The following is an 18,332-nucleotide window of genomic DNA, read 5'->3' as shown; positions in this document are numbered from 1 at the left end:
CCAAGCGAACCAGACAGCGCTGACAAACGACGAACCGGATGGCCTCTCACAGGCTCTAGGCTCGGTGCGTATGAGCGACGAGCGCACCACAGAAGGCCCCGGCGGCCACAGCGGGCAGAGTTTCGAGACCCTGGCGATCCACGCGGGCAACACCGCGGACCCCCTGACGGGGGCCGTCGTACCGCCGATCTACCAGGTGTCGACGTACAAGCAGGACGGCGTCGGCGGACTGCGCGGCGGCTACGAGTACAGCCGCAGCGCCAACCCGACGCGCACCGCCCTGGAGGAGAACCTCGCGGCCCTCGAAGGCGGCCGGCGCGGCCTCGCCTTCGCGTCCGGGCTCGCGGCCGAGGACTGCCTGCTGCGTACGCTGCTGAGCCCGGGCGACCACGTGATCATCCCGAACGACGCGTACGGCGGCACCTTCCGGCTCTTCGCGAAGGTCGTCTCGCGCTGGGGCGTCGAGTTCTCCGTGGCGGACACCGGCGACGTGGCGGCGGTGCGGGCCGCGCTGACCGAGAAGACGAAGGCGATCTGGGTGGAGACGCCGTCCAACCCGCTGCTCGGCATCACGGACATCGCGGCGCTCGCCACCGTGGCGCAGGGCGCGGGCGCCAAGCTCGTCGTCGACAACACCTTCGCCAGCCCCTACCTGCAGCAGCCCCTCGCGCTCGGCGCGGACGTCGTCGTGCACTCGATGACCAAGTACATGGGCGGCCACTCGGACGTCGTGGGCGGCGCGCTCGTCGTCAACGACCCCGATCTGGCCGAGGAGTTGGCGTACCACCAGAACGCGATGGGCGCGGTCGCCGGCCCCTTCGACGCCTGGCTGGTGCTGCGCGGCATCAAGACCCTTGCCGTTCGGATGGACCGGCACAGCGAGAACGCGACGCGCATCGTCGAGATGCTGAAGAGCCACCCGCGCGTGACGCGAGTCCTCTACCCGGGCCTGCCCGAGCACCCCGGCCACGAGATCGCCGCCAAGCAGATGAAGTCGTTCGGCGGGATGGTCTCCTTCCAGGTCGAGGGCGGCGAGGAGGCGGCCGTCGAGGTCTGCAACCGGGCCCGTCTCTTCACGCTCGGGGAGTCCCTCGGCGGCGTCGAGTCGCTGATCGAGCACCCGGGCCGGATGACGCACGCCTCGGTGGCGGGCTCGGCCCTGGAGGTCCCGGCGGACCTGATCCGCCTCTCGGTCGGCATCGAGTCGGCGGACGACCTCCTGGCGGACCTCCGCCAGGCGCTGGGCTAAGCCCCGAGATCGGTAAGTGGGGGAAAAGGGGCGCGCATTGCGCCCAATTCGGGCGCCCGGGTGCCCCTTTTCCCCCACGTAGCGCCGGCTACCAGCCTTCGAGCGGGGGTGTCGTCGTTGAGGGGGGTTCTACCCAGGGCTGTTCGATCCCGGCCCAGACGGCGAACGCCACCACCGCCGCGAAGAGGAGCAGCCAGAGCAGCCGGACCGCGACCAGGCGCCGCCGCGCGATCCGCGACCCCCAGCGGACCGCCTCCGGACAGACCCCGGGCGGAACGCCGGGCAGCGCGGTGTCCAGCAGCCGCCGGACCTGGGTCTCCTTGCGATCGGGCAGGGTCACGGCGAAGCCACCTCCACCGGGGCGTCCGGAGTCGAGGCCTCCGGAGCCGGGGTCTCCGGAGCAGGAGCCTCCGGCTTCGGGGCCCGCACCTGCTTCGCCGCCGGACCCCCCGCAGGCGCGCTCAGCAGCACGGACATGGCCCGCCGGCAGATCGTGTGCACCCGCTCCACCGAGAGCCCCAGCTGGGCCGCGGTCTGCTCCTCGGCCACGCCTTCGTACAGGCGCATCACCAGGATCAGCCGCTCGCGAGGGCTGAGCCGCGACAGCAGCCCGCCGTGCCCGCGATGGCTGAGCCAGCCCATGTACGCGAAACGGGTCGCGAGCTCCTGGCGGGCCCGGTCGTAGGGGTCGTCGCCGCGCAGCCGGTCCCAGGACGCGAAGGTCCGCGCGAGGGCGGCGGTCAGCAGGCGGCGGGCGCGCGGATTGTCCTCGGGGAGCTCACTGGTGAGCAGCGTCGCGGCATGCAGCAGCCGCCCTGCCGCGCCCGCGACGAATGCCTCGAACTCCCGGGCCCGACGGGCCTGTTGTGCCGACGCCCGCGCTCGCACCTGGCCTCCCGCATACCGGGGACTCAGTTCTCATCTACGGCCAGGTGAGGGCCCCGGGTCAAGAGGCGGGCAGGACCTCTTCGGGAAGCAGGTTCAGGAGGCGGGCGGGATCTCTTCGCTCGCGCCGCCGCCCGCGGCCTGTCGCGCGGAGAGGGCCGCATTGAAGCGCGTGAGGAGCGTGCAGAAGTCCTCGCGCTCCTTGGGGGCCCAGTCCTCAGTCAGCTGCGCCATGAGCTCCCGTCGCGAGGAGCGCACCTCGTCGAGCCGGGCCTGCCCGCGCGGCGACAGCTGGAGCACCACCGCACGGCCGTCCTCCGGGTGCGAGGTCCGCTTGACCAGGCCGGACTCGACCAGCGGTGCGACCTGCCGGGTCACCGTCGACGAGTCGATCCCCATGGACGCGGCGAGCGCCTTGACGCCCATGGGACCTTCCTTGTCCAGGCGGTTGAGCAGCAGGTACGCGGCGCGGTCCATGGAGTTGCGCACCTGGCCGACGCCGCCGAGCCGGGTCTGTTCAGCACGGCGGGCGAAGACCGCGACCTCGTGCTGCAGGTGGTCGAGAAGGCCGGACTTCCCGACGGAGGGGCTGTCGGTCGTCATGTCCGAAGGTGTGGGCATGGCCGGGGGCTCACTTCATGCAGGTGTCGGTGGGTTGGGGGACAGGGTACGCGGCCCGGGCACCGCCCGTACCGGCGCTGCACAAACCGGAGGGCCCTTGCCTCCCTTGGCGTGCGCGGGGGTTCCCCCGGTACGCGCGTGGCACGGGAGGGGTTACTCCCGCGTACCCCTGCTGCACGAGTACCGCTCGAGCCCCCGCAGTCTCGAACTGCGAGACTGACGTCATGACCTACCGCACCGCCGACCCCCTGCCCAGCGTCACCCTCGACGACATCCGCGGCGCCCAGAAGATGCTCTCCGGCGTCGCGCGCGTGACCGCGATGGAGGGCAGCAGGCACCTGTCCCAACTGGTCGGTTCCCCGGTCCATTTCAAGTGCGAGAACCTTCAGCGCACCGGCTCCTTCAAGCTGCGCGGCGCATACGTCCGCATCGCGGGCCTGAGCCCCGAGGAGCGTGCGGCCGGTGTGGTCGCGGCCAGCGCGGGCAACCACGCGCAGGGCGTGGCCCTCGCCTCCTCGCTGCTCGGCGTGCGCTCCACCGTCTTCATGCCGGAGGGCGCACCCCTGCCGAAGATCGCCGCCACCCGCGAGTACGGCGCCGAAGTGCGGCTGCAGGGGCAGGTGGTGGACGAGACCCTGGCCGCCGCGCAGGAGTACGCGAACGAGACGGGCGCCGTCTTCATCCACCCCTTCGACCACCGCGACATCATCGCCGGCCAGGGGACGGTCGGCCTGGAGATCCTCGAGCAGTGCCCCGAGGTCCGCACCATCGTGGTCGGCATCGGCGGCGGCGGTCTCGCGGCCGGTCTCGCGGTCGCCGTGAAGACGCTGCGCCCGGACGTCAAGGTGATCGGCGTCCAGGCGGCGGGCGCCGCGGCCTACCCGCCCTCGCTCGCCGAGGGGCACCCGGTCGCGATCGCCCACCCCACGACGATGGCGGACGGCATCAAGGTCGGCCGCCCCGGCGACGTACCGTTCAAAATCATCAGTGAGTACGTCGACGAAGTGCGCACGGTGTCCGAAGACGCCCTGTCCAGCGCCCTGTTGCTCTGCCTGGAGCGGGCCAAGCTGGTCGTCGAGCCGGCCGGTGCGAGCCCGGTGGCGGCGTTGCTCAGCAGGCCGGAGGCGTTCGAGGGCCCGGTCGTCGCGTTGCTGTCCGGCGGCAATGTGGACCCGCTTTTGATGCAGCGCATTCTTCGGCACGGAATGGCCGCGGCAGGCAGGTATCTGTCCCTTCGGTTGCGTCTTACCGACCGTCCCGGCGCGCTGGCCTCGCTCCTCGCGGAATTGTCAGTGGTGGATGCGAATGTGTTGGACGTGAGCCACGTACGGACCGACCCGCGGCTCGGGCTCACGGAGGCGGAGGTCGAGCTGCATCTGGAGACGAAGGGCCCCGAGCACTGCGCCGAGGTCGGTGCGGCGCTGCGCAGGGCGGGCTACACGGTGATGGACTGAGCCTCGCGAAATTCCCTTGAGGGGACGCGATGTATCGCGTTACGGTGTGGCGCTTTGCTTGGGCCCTTGGGTTTCGCCGGGCGGGACAAGTCCGGCTTACCTAAGATTTATGCAGGAAGTCACCCAAATACCCTGGGAGAACCCTTATGCCAGGCGCCATCTACGCCGAAGGCCTGGTCAAGCACTTCGGCGACGTAAAGGCTCTGGACGGCGTAGACCTCGATGTCCCGGAAGGCACCGTCCTCGGTCTGCTCGGCCCGAACGGCGCCGGCAAGACCACCACCGTCCGTTGCCTGACGACCCTCCTCACGCCGGACAGCGGCAAGGCGATCGTCGCCGGGATCGACGTCCTCAAGCACCCCAACCGGGTGCGTCGCTCGATCGGTCTGTCCGGTCAGTTCGCGGCCGTCGACGAGTACCTGACCGGCCGAGAGAACCTTCAAATGGTCGGCCAGCTCTACCAGATGAGTGCGAAGGACGCGAAGAAGCGAGCCGGTGAACTGCTCGATCAGTTCAACCTCGCGGACGCCGCGGACCGTCCCTCCAAGACGTACTCCGGAGGCATGCGCCGCCGCCTCGACCTCGCGGCCGCCCTCGTCGTCAGGCCGCCGGTGATGTTCATGGACGAGCCGACCACCGGCCTCGACCCGCGCAACCGGCAGCAGCTGTGGGAGGTCATCAAGCAACTGGTCGGCGGCGGCACGACACTGCTCCTGACCACCCAATACCTCGAAGAGGCCGACCACTTGGCGCACGACATCTGCGTCGTGGACCACGGTCGGGTCATCGCCCGCGGCACCTCGGACCAGCTCAAGGCGCAGACCGGCGGCGAGCGCGTCGAGGTCGTCGTGCACGAACGCGACCATGTCGCGACGGCCGCCGGAATCCTGCGCGGCTTCGCCAAGGACGGCTCCGAACCGGCCGTCGAGGACCACACCCGCAAGCTCACCGTCCCGGTCACCGGCGGCGCCAAGCTGCTCGCCGAGGTCATCCGCGACCTCGACGCGCAGGGCATCGAGATCGACGACATCGGCCTGCGCCGCCCGACCCTCGACGACGTCTTCATCTCGCTGACCGGCCACGCGGCCGAGGACGCGAAGGAAGAGGGCGAAGAGCCGGAGGACGCCAAGACCAAGGGTGCCAAGTCCAAGAAGGAGGCGGCCAAGTGAGCGCCGTGAGCGACGCCGTGCCCGGCACGGCCCCCGTGGGATCGGGTGGCATCTCCCAGTCCATCAGGGACTCCCTGGTGGTCGCCAAGCGCAATCTGATCCGCATGAGCCGGATTCCCGAGATGGTGATCTTCGGCCTCATCCAGCCGGTGATGTTCGTGATCCTGTTCACGTACGTCTTCGGCGGCTCGATGAAGATCGGCAACACCACCGACCCCCAGGTCTACAAGAACTTCCTGATGGCCGGCATCTTCGCCCAGACCGTCACCTTCGCCACCGCGGGTGCCGGCGCGGGCATCGCCGACGACATGCACAAGGGCCTCATCGACCGCTTCCGGTCGCTGCCCATGGCCCGCGGCGCCGTCCTCACCGGCCGCACCATCGCCGACCTCGTGCAGACCGCGCTGACCCTGGCCGTGCTCGCCGCGGTCGCGCTCCTGGTCGGCTGGCGGCTCGGCTCGTTCCAGCCGACCAACATCGGCAAGATCCTGGGCGCTTTCGGACTGCTGCTCCTGCTCGGGTACGCGTTCACCTGGGTCGGCGCCCTCATCGGTCTGTCCGTACGCACCCCGGAGGCCGCCACGTCCGGCGGGCTGATCTGGCTGTTCCCGGTCACGTTCATCTCGAACGCGTTCGTGGACTCCAGCCAGATGACCCCCTGGCTGCGGCACATCGCCGACTGGAATCCGTTCAGCGCGACCGTCCAGGCCTGCCGAAAACTCTTCGGCGACCCGGGCGTCTCGATGTCCCAGGCATGGCCGATGCAGCACCCGGTCTGGGCGTCGCTGATCTACTCGATCCTGATCATCGTGATCTTCCGGACCCTGGCGGTACGCAAGTACCGGAACGCGACTGCCTGACAGCGCCTGCCTGACAGCTCCACGGCGGACTGCCCGACAGCCCGACAGCCCACGGAAACACGACGAAGCCCCCGGCGGCCTTCCCCGCCGGGGGCTTCGTGCGGTCTGCGTGGGCTAGCCCTGATAGGGCTTGGCCTCGAGGATCTTCACCGCGGCCTTCTTGCCGTTCGGCAGCTCGTACTCGGCGTCCTCGCCGACCTTCTTGCCGTTGACGCCGCCGCCGAGCGGGGACTGCGGCGAGTACGTCTGGATGTCCTCGGACGCGTACTCGCGCGAGGCGAGCAGGAACGTCATGGTGTCGTCCTCGTCGCCGTCGAAGGCGATGGTCACGACCATGCCGGGAGCGGCCACGCCGGCCTCGGCCTGGGCCTCGCCGACCTTGGCGTGCTCCAGCATCTGCGTGAGCTGGCGCACCCGAAGCTCCTGCTTGCCCTGCTCTTCCTTGGCTGCGTGATACCCGCCGTTCTCCCGCAGGTCGCCCTCCTCGCGGGCCTCCGCGATCTTGGTGGCGATCTCGGTGCGCGCGGGACCAGACAGATACTCCAGCTCCGCCTTGAGCTGGTTGTACGCCTCCTGGGTCAGCCAGGTGACGTTGTCGCTGGTCTGGGTCACAGGTGCTCCTCGTCGGTACTGGGAATACAAAGCATCGCCCTACCCAGAAGGATGTTCCCTCTCGGGTGGGCGAAACCACGAGCCTAACAATTCAGGCGTAAAAGGGGGAGGAGGCGGACGCCCGCCTACGTAGGGGAGTACGCAGGGGAGCCGTCAGCGGGCTTCGCAGCCGATCAGCTCGGCGGCCGTGGCCCGCTCGGTCGTGCGCAGCGTGACGACCTCGTCGATGCGCTCGCCGGGCCGGTCGAAGGTCACGTCCTTGCGGCTGACCTCGGAACCGTTCGTGGCAAGCGCCCGCAACGTACAGACACCGGACGCATCGGCGTCCTTGCGGATCTCCAGATGTACTTCGACCTTGCTGTCGGAGACCACCTTGGACTTGATCAGCTCACCGCTGAACGCGCTCTTGCCGGAGACGTAGTCGTAGCCGATCCAGCCGACGACGGCGAGCAGCAGCACCCCGAGCACCGCGCCGATCTTCTTGAGCTTGCGGTCGGCGAGCTCATCGGCGGAGCGGCCGTAACGGCCTTCCGGCACCTGCTCACGCACCGCGCTCATGATCGTCCTCTCCGACGGGGGGTGGGGGAATTATCCCGCCCCCGTTTCGGTCACTATAGAAGCCGCACATTGCGCCGAATCACCAAGGGTCCGGGGAGCACCACCCGGAACGGGGGCGCCGAGTATTTGAGGATCTTGCCTTGACCGAGCAGCTGCGACTGATGGCCGTTCACGCCCACCCCGACGACGAGTCGTCCAAGGGCGCGGCCACCATGGCCAAGTACGTGTCCGAGGGGGTGGACGTGCACGTCGTGACCTGCACGGGTGGCGAGCGCGGCTCCGTCCTCAACCCGAAGCTCCAGGGCGACAAGTACATCGAGGAGAACATCCACGAGGTCCGCCGCAAGGAGATGGACGAGGCGCGCGAGATCCTCGGCGTCAAGCAGGACTGGCTCGGCTTCGTCGACTCGGGTCTCCCGGAGGGCGACCCGCTTCCGCCCCTCCCCGAGGGCTGCTTCGCACTCGAGGACGTGGACAAGGCGGCCGGAGAGCTGGTCAAGCAGATCCGCTCGTTCCGTCCCCAGGTGATCACGACGTACGACGAGAACGGCGGCTACCCGCACCCCGACCACATCATGACCCACAAGATCTCGATGGTGGCCTTCGAGGGAGCGGCCGACGCCGAGAAGTACCCGGAGTCCGAGTACGGCCCGGTCTTCCAGCCGCAGAAGCTCTACTACAACCAGGGCTTCAACCGGCCGCGCACCGAGGCGCTGCACAACGCGCTCCTGGAGCGCGGCATGGAGTCGCCGTACGGGGACTGGCTGAAGCGCTGGGACGAGTTCGAGCGCGTCGAGCGCACGCTCACCACGCACGTGCCGTGCGCCGACTTCTTCGAGATCCGCGACAAGGCGCTGATCGCGCACGCCACGCAGATCGACCCCGACGGCGGCTGGTTCAAGGTTCCGCTGGACGTCCAGAAGGAGGTCTGGCCGACCGAGGAGTACGAGCTGGCGAAGTCGCTCGTGGATACCTCCCTCCCCGAGTCCGACCTCTTCGCGGGCATCCGCGACAATGCCTGACATGAGCGCTTACCAGGCACTGCCCCAGCTCGTCTCGCTGGCCAAGGAAATCGACGAGGACAAGGTCACCCCCGGCGTCCTCGGCTTCATCGTCTTCGCGGCGCTGGCCGTGGGCGTGTGGCTGCTGATGAAGTCGATGAACAAGCACATGGGGAAGGTCGACTTCGAGGAGGCGCCGGACTCGTCGGCTGAGGCGTCTGCTTCGGCTTCGGGGTCGGGCTCGGCTTCGGCTTCGGCTTCGGGCTCGGCTTCGGGCTCGGGCAAGGGCGGGGCGCAGCAGGCTTAGGGCGGTCGGGGCGGTCGGGGCGGTCGGGGCGCGGTCAGGGCGGCCGGGCCGAGACCGGCGGGCGGGGGGACCGGGCCGGGACGCGGGCCGGGGGGACCGGGCCGGGACGCGGGCCGGGGCCGCGAGGGTCACGTCGCCAAGTGGGGGGAAAGGGCGCCGGAATCGGGGCATTTCGGACCCGAATCTGCCCCTTTCCCCCCACAAGCCGTCATGCCGGGATCGGGACGCCCATGACTTCCCGCGCGTGGCGGTTGGGGACCAGGCCCAGGCGCCAGGCCTGCCAGCCCGACTCCAGGTCAACTCCTCGTTCCAGCATCAGGCCGTACGTCTCCAGGTAGTCGCCCAGCTTGCCGTCCCGGGTCGGGTGCGGCGCGGCTGCCAGCTGGGTCAGCTCTTCCTGGGCTACTGCCGCGCCGATCTCGGAGCCGCCGGGGGAGGCGTACGGGAGCAGGGTGCAGCGCAGGAAGCGGGCCCAGTCCTCGCCCCGTCGGTCGCCGTACGACGCGAAGAGGGCCGCTGCCTCGTCGCAGAGCGCGAGCGCCTGGGCCGAGCGGTTGTTTCCCGCGTCCACGACCGCCAGCTCCAGGCAGGTCCATGCCTCGCCGTGCGGGACCTTGATGCGCTGGAAGTCGGCGCGGGCGTCCGCGAGGAGCTGCCGGGCGAAGCCGGAGTTGCGGAGCGATCCCGTCCGGCCCGCGCTCTGGTCACGCGTCACGCGGCCCGAGTGGTGGCGGGCGCAGGCCAGGCCGTACACGTCGCGCATCCGCGAGAACATCGTGCGGGAGCGTTCGAGCTCGCGGACCGCCTGGTCCAGGTTGCCGGTCTCCTCCAGGGCCTGCCCCAGGTAGTACAGGGTCCACGCCTCGCCCCGCGCGTCCTCGTTTTCGCGGTGCCGGGAGACCGCCTGGCGAAGGCCGTCCACCGCGGATGACGGGTCGCCGTCCACCAGGCGGGCCCGTGCCAGCTCGGTGAGGGCCCAGGCCTCGCCGCGGGGGTCGCGGGTGCGGCCGTACAGGTCGAGCGCCGTACGCAACTCGCCGTCCGCGCGCGGCACATCGCCCATCCGCAGACAGACCTGGCCGAGCTGGAAGTGCGCCCAGGCCTGCCCGTGCAGGGACTCGCTGTCCCGGTGCAGGGCCAGCGCGGAGTGCAGGAGTTCGAGGGCCTCGGCGAGGCGGCCGCGGTCCCGCTCGACCGCCGCCAGCGCGTGCATCGTCCAGCCCCGGTCGCCTGCCTGGGCGGCAGGGGACTGCAGGTCGAGGGCCTCGTTGAGCTTCGCGGCGGCCTCCGTGAGCTGGCCCTGGTGGTGCAGCGTGATCCCGAGCGAGCACAGGGCCAGGGCCGCGCCCGCCTCCTGGTGCGCCTCGAAGTACAGGTCCACGACGGAGGACAGCGTCGTACGCGCCTTGTCGAGCTCGCCCAGCTGGCGGGCCGCGATGCCGGTGCGCCACTGCACGGACCGGCCGAGCAGCCCCTGGTCGACGGCCTGCGTCAGCTCGCTGATCTCGCCCAGGCGGTACAGGTCGCCGCGCAGCAGGCAGTAGTCGCACAGCGCGCCCAGGAGCCCGAGGACCGCCTGCTGGTCGACGCCCTCCGCGTGCCGCAGCGCCGCCGTGATGAAGCTCGACTCGTCGTCCAGCCAGCGCAGCGCGGCGTCGAGGGAAGTGAAGCCGTGCGGCCCGAACTGGTCCGCCCTGGTCGACGTCTTGCCGTCGACCAGGCGGATCACCGAGTCCGCCAACTCGGCGTAGTTCGCGATGAGTCGTTCCTGCGCGGCCGTCCGCTCGGCCGGCTCCTCCTCGTCGAGCAGGCGGGCCTGCGCGAAGGTGCGGACCAGGTCGTGCAGGCGATAGCGGCTGCCGCGCACGTGGTCGATCAGCCCGGCCTTGGCGAGCTCGGTGAGGTGCCGGGTCGCCTCCGGCTCGTCGGCGGCGAGCAGGGCCGCCGCCGCTGCCGCGCCGAGGGAGGCCCGGCCCGCGAGCGCCAGCCTGCGCAGCAGGCGGCGGGCCGCCTCGGTCTGGTCCGAGTAGCGCAGCCAGAGCACTCGCTCGACGGGCTCCACCGGCCCGTACGCCGTGAGATCGAGGGCCAGCTGCCGGGCCGTACGCGGCCCGATGGACGTCCCCGCGACATGCAGGGCCAGCGGCAGCCCGCCGCACAACTCCCCGATCTGGTCCGCCGCTTCGGCGTCGTAGGGCCCGCTCGTGTCCTGCGCCGCCTCCCGAAGCAGCTCCTCCGCACCTGCCGCGTCCAGCGCGCCGACCGGCAGCTGGTGCACCCAGGCCGGCAGGTCGGGCCCCAGATCGAGCGGCTGCCGGGCGGTGACCAGGACCAGGCTCTCCGAGCGCTCGGGGATCAGGGTGCGGATCTGCTCGATGTCGCTCGCGTCGTCGAGCACGATCGTCACCGGCAGCCCCGTGAGGTGCTGGTGGTACAGCTCGCTCAGCCGCTTCAACTGCTGTTCCTGCGGCGACCGTTCACGAAAGAGCAGCTGTTCGCGGGGCGCGCCGAGCCGGTTCAGGAGATGCAGCAGCGCGTCCCGCGTGGGCAGCGGCCGCTCGCTTGCGCTGTCGCCCCGCAGGTCCACCACGCAGGCCCCGCGGAACTGGTCCTTCAAGGCGTGCGCCGCCCGCAGCGCCAGCGTGGTCCGCCCCGCGCCGGGCGGACCGTGCAGCACGACCACCGTCGGCCGGGTCCGGGTCGACGCGCGGGCCGCCTGCACCCACCGCCCGATCTGCCCGAGCTCACCGCGTCGCCCCGCGAACGGCCCGTCCGGCTCCGGAAGTTGACCGAAGGACTTCTCCAGTACGTTCCTTCGTCGCGCCGCCGCGCTCTTGTCCGTACGTCGCACCGTGGGCGGCTTCTTCCCGGCCGAGCTGCCCGCCGTCGCGGCCGCCACGACCCGCTGCTGGTCCAGGAACGGCCGGATGCCCCGCACCTCCAGTGCCGTCAGCCACTGCAGCCTCAACTGCTCGGGCCCGCCGGGCTGATTGCGCGCCCCGGCCCGCTGATGGGCGGCCGGCCAGTGCACGGCGGCGACCTTGCCCACCGTCGCGGCGGCCCCGGCGACGGCGACCACCGCCCCGGCGCCGAGTGCCGTGCCCGCCGACGTGCCCAGGGCCAGATCCGCGACCCCGGCCGCGACCGCGCCGACTCCCGCCGCCAGAAAGGGAGTCGACCCCGTCTTCCCGAGCCGCTCCCGGAAGGACTGCGTACCCGCCTCGGCCTCGTCGAGGGCCCGCACGAACGCGCCGTACTCCTCCGCCGCACTCTCGGCCATCGCGTCGAGGGCCCCGCGCGCCCGGCCGAGCAGCACCTGCCCGTCGGTCCGCCCGCCCGACCGCCGGACCTCCTCCTCCACGGCCCGGGCCAACAGCCCCTCGGCCTCGGCCCGATGGCTGTTCCGCATGGCGGATCCCCCTTACGTCGCACCGGAATTGCAATATCAAGTGTCCTGCGCCCCAGCACACCCATGGAACCCCCGGTGGACCCCAGGTCCTCTTAAAGGGTGAGGGCGGCGCACGCCTCACCCCGCCCCCGGCGCCGACGATGACCCGCCCCCTGCGCCGACGATGACCCGCCCCCTACGCCGACGATGAAGCGACGTCCCCTGGCGGAAACAGCCGGGTCAGGCCCGCGAGAAGCAGTTCGTCGCCTCGTCCGCCGCCGGGTCGAGCAGCTGCGTGACGCGGTGCTGGACCACGTGGTCGTAGGGCATCACGGTGTGTGCGATCGCCGGGATCGAGGCGAGCGACAACGGGCAGCGGTCCTGCACCCACCACTGCGGCACCCCCTGCAGGGCCTGCGTCTCGGGCCGCGTACCGACGTTGTCGGCCCGGCTGGACAGGACGCTGTAGCGCACCCCCGGCTCGGTCTCGTGCCCTTCGTTCAGCTTGGCCAGGAACGCCGAGCCGACCAGCTGGTCCTTGCAGGCCGGGCAGCCCTTCAGGAGGAAGTCCAGCGGATCGTTGCCGAACTTCTTGAGCTCGCTCACCAGCGCGGGCACGCGGGGCAGCAGCTTGCCGATCCCCGGCAGCAGCCCTTCGAGGTCGGGGAGGGCCGAGATCACTCCGGCCACCGGCCCGGTCGCCGTCTGCAGCAGGTTGCTCAACGCGGCCACCGTGATGCCGTGGTTGTCCGGCGCCACGCCGACGAGCCGGTCCACCTTGGCCGCGCCGCCCAGGAACCGGAGGTAGTAGCGCGGCATCAGCCCGCCCTGCGAGTACCCCACGAGGTCGGCCTTCGGGGCCTTCGTGGCCGCCCGGACCCCCTCGACGAACGTGGCGAGCTGTTCGGCCGACTCGGCGACGGGCCCGATGCCGGCCACCCCGGGACGCCCCTCCACCACCCCGTAGTCCAGCGCGTACACACAGAACCCGCGCCTGACCAGGACGGGCGCGAGTTGCGACCAGGCCTGGGCGGACGGTGTGAAGGTGCCGTGCGCGAGGACCACCGGGCGGGGCTTTTGCGGACTGGGCCTGCAGGACCAGTCGTTGACCCCGGCGGGCATGCCGGGCGCGGCGAGCCGCTTGGCGGCGGCGACGGGATCCTCACCGCGCTGCCGCCCGCCGTCGGCGTGCGCGACGCCCCCGGACAGGAGCGTGACGGTCATGGCGAGGACGGCGAGGGCACGGGTGCGGCGCATGCGTTCAGCCAATAGGCGGGGGTGCGGCCGGGCGAGCGGGACTGCTCCATCCGGCTGCCGCTCGGGCCTGTGACGACAGGCCCGGCCACTGACGGACGACCGGCACCCTTGGCGGGAGTCGTGTCGGGCAGGATGGGGGACATGCCGAACCGACTGGCCCATGAGACATCCCCGTACCTGCTCCAGCACGCCGACAACCCGGTCGACTGGTGGCCCTGGTCGGACGAGGCCTTCGCGGAGGCGCGCACGCGTGGGGTGCCGGTGCTGCTGAGCGTCGGGTACTCGTCGTGCCACTGGTGCCATGTGATGGCGCACGAGTCGTTCGAGGACGACGCGACGGCCGCGTACATGAACGAGCACTTCGTCAACGTCAAGGTCGACCGCGAGGAGCGCCCGGACGTCGACGCCGTCTACATGGAGGCCGTCCAGGCCGCGACCGGCCAGGGCGGCTGGCCCATGACGGTCTTCCTCACGGCCGACGCCGAACCCTTCTACTTCGGCACGTACTTCCCGCCCGCGCCCCGCCACGGCATGCCCTCCTTCCAGCAGGTCCTCGAAGGCGTCGGCGCCGCGTGGACCGACCGGCCCGAGGAGGTCGCCGAGGTCGCCGCGAAGATCGTGCGCGATCTGGCAGGGCGGGAGCTGGACTACGGGGACGCCAAGCCGCCGGGTGAGCAGGAGCTGGGGCAGGCGCTGCTCGGTCTTGTGCGGGAGTACGACGCGACGCACGGCGGGTTCGGCGGGGCGCCGAAGTTCCCGCCGTCGATGGTGATCGAGTTCCTGCTGCGGCACCACGCGCGGACCGGCGCCGAGGGTGCGCTGCAGATGGCGCAGGACACCTGTGAGCGGATGGCGCGCGGCGGGATCTACGACCAGCTGGGCGGGGGCTTCGCCCGGTACTCCGTGGACCGGGAGTTCACCGTTCCGCACTTCGAGAAGATGCTGTACGACAACGCGCTCCTGTGCCGCGCCTACGCCCACCTGTGGCGGGCCACCGGCAGCGACCTCGCCAAGCGCGTCGCGCTGGAGACGGCCGACTTCATGGTCCGCGAACTGCGCACGAACGAGGGCGGGTTCGCCTCCGCACTCGACGCCGACAGCGAGGACGCGGAGGGCAGGCACGTCGAGGGCGCGTACTACGTCTGGACCCCGGAGCAGCTGCGCGAGGTCCTCGGCGAGGAGGACGCCCAGCTGGCCGCCGTGCACTACGGGGTGACGGAGGAGGGCACCTTCGAGGAGGGCGCCTCCGTCCTCCAACTCCCGCAGGGCGACGCCCTGGTGGAGTCGGAGAAGTTTGTATCCGTACGTTCCCGCCTGCTGGCTGCCCGCTCGCAGCGGCCCGCCCCCGGCCGGGACGACAAGGTGGTCGCCGCCTGGAACGGCCTCGCGGTGGCGGCGCTCGCGGAGGTGGGCGCGTACTTCGAGCGCCCGGACCTGGTGGACGCGGCGATCGCGGCGGGCGACCTGCTCGTACGCCTCCACATGGACCCGCAGGCACGGCTCTCCCGTACCTCCAAGGACGGCCAGGTCGGCGCCAACGCAGGGGTGTTGGAGGACTACGCGGACGTCGCGGAGGGCTTCCTCGCCCTCGCGTCCGTCACCGGCGAGGGGGTGTGGCTGGAGTTCGCGGGGTTCCTCCTGGACCTCGTCCTGGATCAGTTCATCGGCGAGAACGGCGCCCTGTACGACACCGCCCACGACGCCGAGCAGCTGATCCGCCGCCCCCAGGACCCCACGGACAACGCGACCCCGTCGGGCTGGACCGCCGCGGCCGGCGCGCTGCTCACCTATGCCGCGCACACCGGGGCCGAGCCCCATCGCACGGCCGCCGAGCGGGCGTTGGGCGTGGTCCGGGCCCTCGGCCCGCGCGCGCCCCGCTTCATCGGGCACGGCCTGGCGGTCGCGGAGGCGCTGCTCGACGGGCCCCGCGAGATCGCGGTCGTCGGGCCCGCACAGGACCCGGCCACCCGGGAACTGCACCGTGCGGCGCTCCTCGCCACGGCTCCCGGCGCGGTCGTCGCGATGGGCGAACCCGGCGCGGACGAGCTGCCGTTGCTCGCCGACCGGCCGCTCGTGGGCGATGCTCCGGCTGCGTACGTGTGCCGCAACTTCACCTGCGACGCCCCGACGACGAGCGTGCAGGAGCTGGCCGACAAGCTGAGCCGCCCCTGAGAGCCGGCGGGCGTTAACCGTGGAGTGGGGCGGCCTTAACCGCCCCGTTCCTACGGTTGCCGCATGCAGAGCACTCAGAGCCTCCCAGCCCTCGGGGCCCACCTCGGGCTCGACCTCGCCGCCGTGGCCCTGCTGACCTTCGGGGTCTTCTATCCACGGCACCGCAGGCGCGAGCTGATCCCCGCCTATCTCGCCCTGAACACGGCCCTGTTCGCGGTCGTGGCCGCCCTGGCAAGGGGCGGGACGGGCGGCGGGCTCGCGGTCGGGTTCGGGCTCTTCGGGGTCCTCTCGATCATCCGGCTGCGGTCGGACACCGTGCAGCACCAGGAGGTCGCGTACTACTTCACGACCCTCGTCCTCGGCCTGATCTGCGGCCTGCCGGGCCTCGGCCTCGGCACGGCCGCCGCGCTCTGCGGCGTGCTGCTGCTCGTGGTGTACGTCGCCGACCATCCGTGGCTGTACGCACGTGACCGCCGGACCCTGATCACCCTGGACGTGGTGCACCGCGAGCCGGACGCGCTGCGGGCCGATCTGCGGCGACGGCTCGGGGAACCGCTCGGCTGGACGGTCCAGGAGATCGATTTCGTACGGGATCTGATGGTCCTGGAAGTGCGCTACCGCCAGCCCGCCCCGCGATCCGAGCCCGTGGCGCAGTCGCCGCGTTCCTTCGGGCGCGCGCTGGCCAAGGGAGGCGTGTGAACCCGGCCGTACGCGCGATCGGCCGGGCGGCACTCGCCGCGCACCCGATCACGCTCCAGGAGGTCACCGCGCGGGCCGAACTGCTGGCCCGCTTCGACCACAGCTATCTCGTGCCGCTCGACGTCTTCGAGGAGTTCGCGGCACGGCTGACCGACCCGCACCGCCCGGGCGGGGGCTTTCGCGCGCTGTCCATCGACGGGAAGCGGTGGTTCGCGTACCACTCGGTGTACTTCGACACCTCCGGGCTGCGCACGTTCCACGATCACCGGCAGGGGCGCCGGCTGCGCTTCCGGGTACGGGAGCGGCTGTACCGGGACTCGGGCGAGCGGCAGTTCGAGATCAAGCTGAAGGGGCGGCGCGGCGAGACCGTCAAGCACCGGCGGCTTCTGACGGGCGACGAAAAGGCCCTGGGCGTAGGGCAGTTGGAGTTCCTGTCGGGGGTGCTGCGGGAGGCGTACGGGATCGACGCGCCCGCCCGGCTGACACCCTCCCTGGTGACCGACTACCACCGGGCCACGTTCGTCGCCGAAGGACAGCGGGTGACCTGCGACGCGGGCCTCGTCGTGCGCGAGGCGGCGAGCGGGCGGTCGGTGGTGGCCGACAGCGGGCTCGTGCTCGTGGAGACCAAGACGCGGGGGCATCTGACCGAGGCGGACCGGATGCTGCACCGGCTCGGGGTGCGTGCCGCGGACTTCACGAAGTACGCGGCCGGGTTCGCCGCGCTCCGCCCCGGCCTGGGGATCAACCGCTGGGCGCGGACCGTGTCCGAGGTGTTTCCGGGTGCGCGCTCCGTACCCGCGGGAAGGTGAGGGTCACCACGGTGCCGCCGGCCGGCCCCGGGCCCGCCGCGAAGCCGCCGCCGGACTCCTGAGCCGTACGACGGGCGATGTCCAGGCCTAGCCCGGTGGAACCGGCGCCGCTGGCGCCGCGTTCGGCGACGTACTGAGGGGGGATGCCGGGGCCGTGATCGGTCACGGTGAGACGCGCGGTGCCGTCCCCGGCTTCCCTGTCGTCCGCTGCCCGGGTGACCGACACGCGGAAGGGCACGCCGTGCGGGGTGTGATCGAGGACGTTCCCTATCAACGCGTCCAGCACGGCGGCCAGTTCGTCCTCGGGCGCGGGGACGAGGAGCGGGTCGCCGGGGACGTCGACGTCCACCTCGCGGCCCTGGTCCTCGGCCAGCGGCAGCCAGAACGCGGCGCGTTCGCGGGCGACGGCCGCCAGGTCCCCGGTGGCCGGGGTGTCGGCCAGGGGCCGGCGGGCCTTGCGGATCACCTCGTCCACGCCCAGTTCCAGGGTGGCCACGCCGGCCGCGATCCGCTCGGCCTCCGCCGGGTCGCGCAGGCCCTCGGCGTCGAGGCGCAGGGCCGCGAGGGGGGTGCGCAGGCGGTGCGCGAGGTCGGCGGCGTTCTCCCGCTCGATGGTGAGGAGCTCGTCGATGCGGCCGGCCAGATGGTTCAACTCGGCTGCCACCAGCCGCAGTTCCGGTGGGCCTTCCGGTGCGGCGCGTGCGGTGAGATCGCCGGTGGCCAGCCGCTCGGCGACCCCGGCGAGTCTGCGGGTCGCGCCCACCAGGCGGGTGCCGAGCCGGTCGGCGATGAGCAGGGCGACCAGGAGCAGGCCGATCCCGATGCCGCCGAAGGCGAGCCAGGAGGCGAGCATGCCGTCGTACAGCTGCCCCCGGTCGAGCGCCACCCGTACGACGGCGGTGCCGCTCTCGGTGCCCTGCACCGGCACCAGGACGGTGCGGCCTCCGGTGGGCGGGGCGTGGGTGAAGGCGCGCCCGGTCCGGGCGAGGCGCACCGCGTCGTCGATGCCGTCGCCCTCGGGGCCCAGGATGTCGCCGTCGCCGAGGACCACCGAAGTCGTGGGCTGCGTGGGGCTGTTGACCCCGGCCACGATCGAGGCCGCGGTGTCCCGCCCGCCCGGCGACCCGAGCGCGGCCCCCACTCCGGACGCCACGGACTGGGCCCGCGCGGTGGCCTCGGCGGTGGCCCGGTCGGCGGCGTGACTACGGGCGAGCAGCGCGAGCGGGACGAGCAGGGCGACCAGGACCAGGGCGGTGGTGGCGGCGGTGAGCAGGAGGAGCCGGCGGCGCAT

Annotated in this window: 17 protein-coding genes; 9 read left to right on the top strand and 8 right to left on the bottom strand. The window is 71.7% G+C overall.

The annotated features are described in order from the left end of the window. Nucleotides 1–70 precede the first annotated feature (70 nt). Nucleotides 71–1,249, top strand: coding sequence for a cystathionine gamma-synthase (locus tag OG430_RS19405; protein WP_327353806.1), 1,179 nt, complete (start codon nucleotides 71–73; stop codon nucleotides 1,247–1,249). 88 nt (nucleotides 1,250–1,337) lie between these two features. Here the strand turns inward: OG430_RS19405 and OG430_RS19400 are convergent, their stop codons facing one another. The 3 genes from OG430_RS19400 to OG430_RS19390 form a co-directional block, all read right to left on the bottom strand. Then, complete coding sequence (locus OG430_RS19400) at nucleotides 1,338–1,589, bottom strand: hypothetical protein (RefSeq protein ID WP_327353805.1); 252 nt, start codon at nucleotides 1,587–1,589, stop codon at nucleotides 1,338–1,340. Then, a complete protein-coding gene (locus tag OG430_RS19395; RefSeq protein ID WP_327353804.1) occupies nucleotides 1,586–2,137 on the bottom strand; it encodes a sigma factor-like helix-turn-helix DNA-binding protein in 552 nt (183 codons plus the stop codon). Before OG430_RS19395 ends, OG430_RS19400 begins: the two co-directional genes overlap by 4 nt. Before the next feature lie 93 nt (nucleotides 2,138–2,230). Continuing rightward, the gene (locus OG430_RS19390) at nucleotides 2,231–2,737 is read right to left on the bottom strand and encodes a MarR family winged helix-turn-helix transcriptional regulator (RefSeq protein WP_327353803.1); all 507 of its coding nucleotides are present in this window, start codon (nucleotides 2,735–2,737) and stop codon (nucleotides 2,231–2,233) included. 242 nt (nucleotides 2,738–2,979) lie between these two features. Here OG430_RS19390 and ilvA point away from each other — a divergent pair, with 242 nt between their 5' ends. From ilvA to OG430_RS19375, 3 genes are all read left to right on the top strand, one after another. Continuing rightward, nucleotides 2,980–4,209: a threonine ammonia-lyase gene (gene ilvA, locus OG430_RS19385; protein WP_327353802.1), complete on the top strand. Its 1,230-nt coding sequence runs from the start codon at nucleotides 2,980–2,982 to the stop codon at nucleotides 4,207–4,209. A 146-nt stretch (nucleotides 4,210–4,355) separates the two neighbouring features. Continuing rightward, the gene (locus tag OG430_RS19380; protein WP_327353801.1) at nucleotides 4,356–5,378 is read left to right on the top strand and encodes an ATP-binding cassette domain-containing protein; all 1,023 of its coding nucleotides are present in this window, start codon (nucleotides 4,356–4,358) and stop codon (nucleotides 5,376–5,378) included. Then, nucleotides 5,375–6,238, top strand: coding sequence for an ABC transporter permease (locus OG430_RS19375; protein ID WP_327353800.1), 864 nt, complete (start codon nucleotides 5,375–5,377; stop codon nucleotides 6,236–6,238). Before OG430_RS19380 ends, OG430_RS19375 begins: the two co-directional genes overlap by 4 nt. Nucleotides 6,239–6,352: 114 nt before the next feature. Here the strand turns inward: OG430_RS19375 and greA are convergent, their stop codons facing one another. Beyond that, nucleotides 6,353–6,850: a transcription elongation factor GreA gene (gene greA / locus OG430_RS19370; RefSeq protein WP_327353799.1), complete on the bottom strand. Its 498-nt coding sequence runs from the start codon at nucleotides 6,848–6,850 to the stop codon at nucleotides 6,353–6,355. 153 nt (nucleotides 6,851–7,003) lie between these two features. Continuing rightward, nucleotides 7,004–7,408, bottom strand: coding sequence for a DUF4307 domain-containing protein (locus OG430_RS19365; RefSeq protein WP_327353798.1), 405 nt, complete (start codon nucleotides 7,406–7,408; stop codon nucleotides 7,004–7,006). Between the two features lie 140 nt (nucleotides 7,409–7,548). On the opposite strand from OG430_RS19365, the gene mca reads away from it, so the two are divergent. Together mca and OG430_RS19355 are read left to right on the top strand one after the other, a co-directional pair. After that, entirely contained in the window at nucleotides 7,549–8,430 is an 882-nt protein-coding gene (gene mca / locus OG430_RS19360) for a mycothiol conjugate amidase Mca (protein ID WP_327353797.1), read from the top strand. A gap of 1 nt (nucleotide 8,431) precedes the next feature. Further along, complete coding sequence (locus OG430_RS19355) at nucleotides 8,432–8,716, top strand: hypothetical protein (protein WP_442816518.1); 285 nt, start codon at nucleotides 8,432–8,434, stop codon at nucleotides 8,714–8,716. A 208-nt stretch (nucleotides 8,717–8,924) separates the two neighbouring features. On the opposite strand, the gene OG430_RS19350 is transcribed toward OG430_RS19355, so the two are convergent. Continuing rightward, nucleotides 8,925–12,125 (bottom strand): tetratricopeptide repeat protein, encoded by a 3,201-nt coding sequence (locus tag OG430_RS19350; protein ID WP_327353795.1) that lies wholly within the window; start codon nucleotides 12,123–12,125, stop codon nucleotides 8,925–8,927. 219 nt (nucleotides 12,126–12,344) lie between these two features. Beyond that, nucleotides 12,345–13,361: an esterase/lipase family protein gene (locus tag OG430_RS19345; RefSeq protein ID WP_327353794.1), complete on the bottom strand. Its 1,017-nt coding sequence runs from the start codon at nucleotides 13,359–13,361 to the stop codon at nucleotides 12,345–12,347. A 141-nt stretch (nucleotides 13,362–13,502) separates the two neighbouring features. On the opposite strand from OG430_RS19345, the gene OG430_RS19340 reads away from it, so the two are divergent. From OG430_RS19340 to OG430_RS19330, 3 genes are all read left to right on the top strand, one after another. Beyond that, nucleotides 13,503–15,533 carry a thioredoxin domain-containing protein gene (locus tag OG430_RS19340; RefSeq protein WP_327353793.1) on the top strand — a complete coding sequence of 677 codons (2,031 nt, stop codon included), beginning with the start codon at nucleotides 13,503–13,505 and terminating at the stop codon, nucleotides 15,531–15,533. Between the two features lie 63 nt (nucleotides 15,534–15,596). Then, a complete protein-coding gene (locus tag OG430_RS19335; RefSeq protein ID WP_327353792.1) occupies nucleotides 15,597–16,232 on the top strand; it encodes a DUF4956 domain-containing protein in 636 nt (211 codons plus the stop codon). Next, on the top strand, nucleotides 16,229–17,041 hold the full coding sequence (locus OG430_RS19330) for a VTC domain-containing protein (protein ID WP_327353791.1): 813 nt from the start codon (nucleotides 16,229–16,231) through the stop codon (nucleotides 17,039–17,041). The genes OG430_RS19335 and OG430_RS19330 overlap by 4 nt, the downstream gene beginning before the upstream one ends. On the opposite strand, the gene OG430_RS19325 is transcribed toward OG430_RS19330, so the two are convergent. Further along, a complete protein-coding gene (locus OG430_RS19325) occupies nucleotides 16,974–18,332 on the bottom strand; it encodes a sensor histidine kinase (RefSeq protein WP_327353790.1) in 1,359 nt (452 codons plus the stop codon). The two genes, OG430_RS19330 and OG430_RS19325, sit on opposite strands and share 68 nt — an antisense overlap.

This window comes from Streptomyces sp. NBC_01304, assembly GCF_035975855.1.
In the GTDB taxonomy this organism is placed as follows: domain Bacteria; phylum Actinomycetota; class Actinomycetes; order Streptomycetales; family Streptomycetaceae; genus Streptomyces.
This window is presented reverse-complemented; position numbering and strand designations above follow the sequence as displayed.

Excerpts from the sequence above, each read along its gene's own strand:
- OG430_RS19345 (WP_327353794.1), bottom strand. The coding sequence starts at position 13,361 with ATGCGCCGCACCCGTGCCCTCGCCGTCCTCGCCATGACCGTCACGCTC.
- OG430_RS19350 (WP_327353795.1), bottom strand. The coding sequence starts at position 12,125 with ATGCGGAACAGCCATCGGGCCGAGGCCGAGGGGCTGTTGGCCCGGGCC.
- ilvA (WP_327353802.1), top strand. The coding sequence starts at position 2,980 with ATGACCTACCGCACCGCCGACCCCCTGCCCAGCGTCACCCTCGACGAC.
- OG430_RS19405 (WP_327353806.1), top strand. The coding sequence starts at position 71 with ATGAGCGACGAGCGCACCACAGAAGGCCCCGGCGGCCACAGCGGGCAG.
- OG430_RS19355 (WP_442816518.1), top strand. The coding sequence starts at position 8,432 with ATGAGCGCTTACCAGGCACTGCCCCAGCTCGTCTCGCTGGCCAAGGAA.
- OG430_RS19335 (WP_327353792.1), top strand. The coding sequence starts at position 15,597 with ATGCAGAGCACTCAGAGCCTCCCAGCCCTCGGGGCCCACCTCGGGCTC.
- OG430_RS19340 (WP_327353793.1), top strand. The coding sequence starts at position 13,503 with ATGCCGAACCGACTGGCCCATGAGACATCCCCGTACCTGCTCCAGCAC.
- OG430_RS19390 (WP_327353803.1), bottom strand. The coding sequence starts at position 2,737 with ATGACGACCGACAGCCCCTCCGTCGGGAAGTCCGGCCTTCTCGACCAC.
- OG430_RS19380 (WP_327353801.1), top strand. The coding sequence starts at position 4,356 with ATGCCAGGCGCCATCTACGCCGAAGGCCTGGTCAAGCACTTCGGCGAC.
- OG430_RS19365 (WP_327353798.1), bottom strand. The coding sequence starts at position 7,408 with ATGAGCGCGGTGCGTGAGCAGGTGCCGGAAGGCCGTTACGGCCGCTCC.
- OG430_RS19325 (WP_327353790.1), bottom strand. The coding sequence starts at position 18,332 with ATGCGCCGCCGGCTCCTCCTGCTCACCGCCGCCACCACCGCCCTGGTC.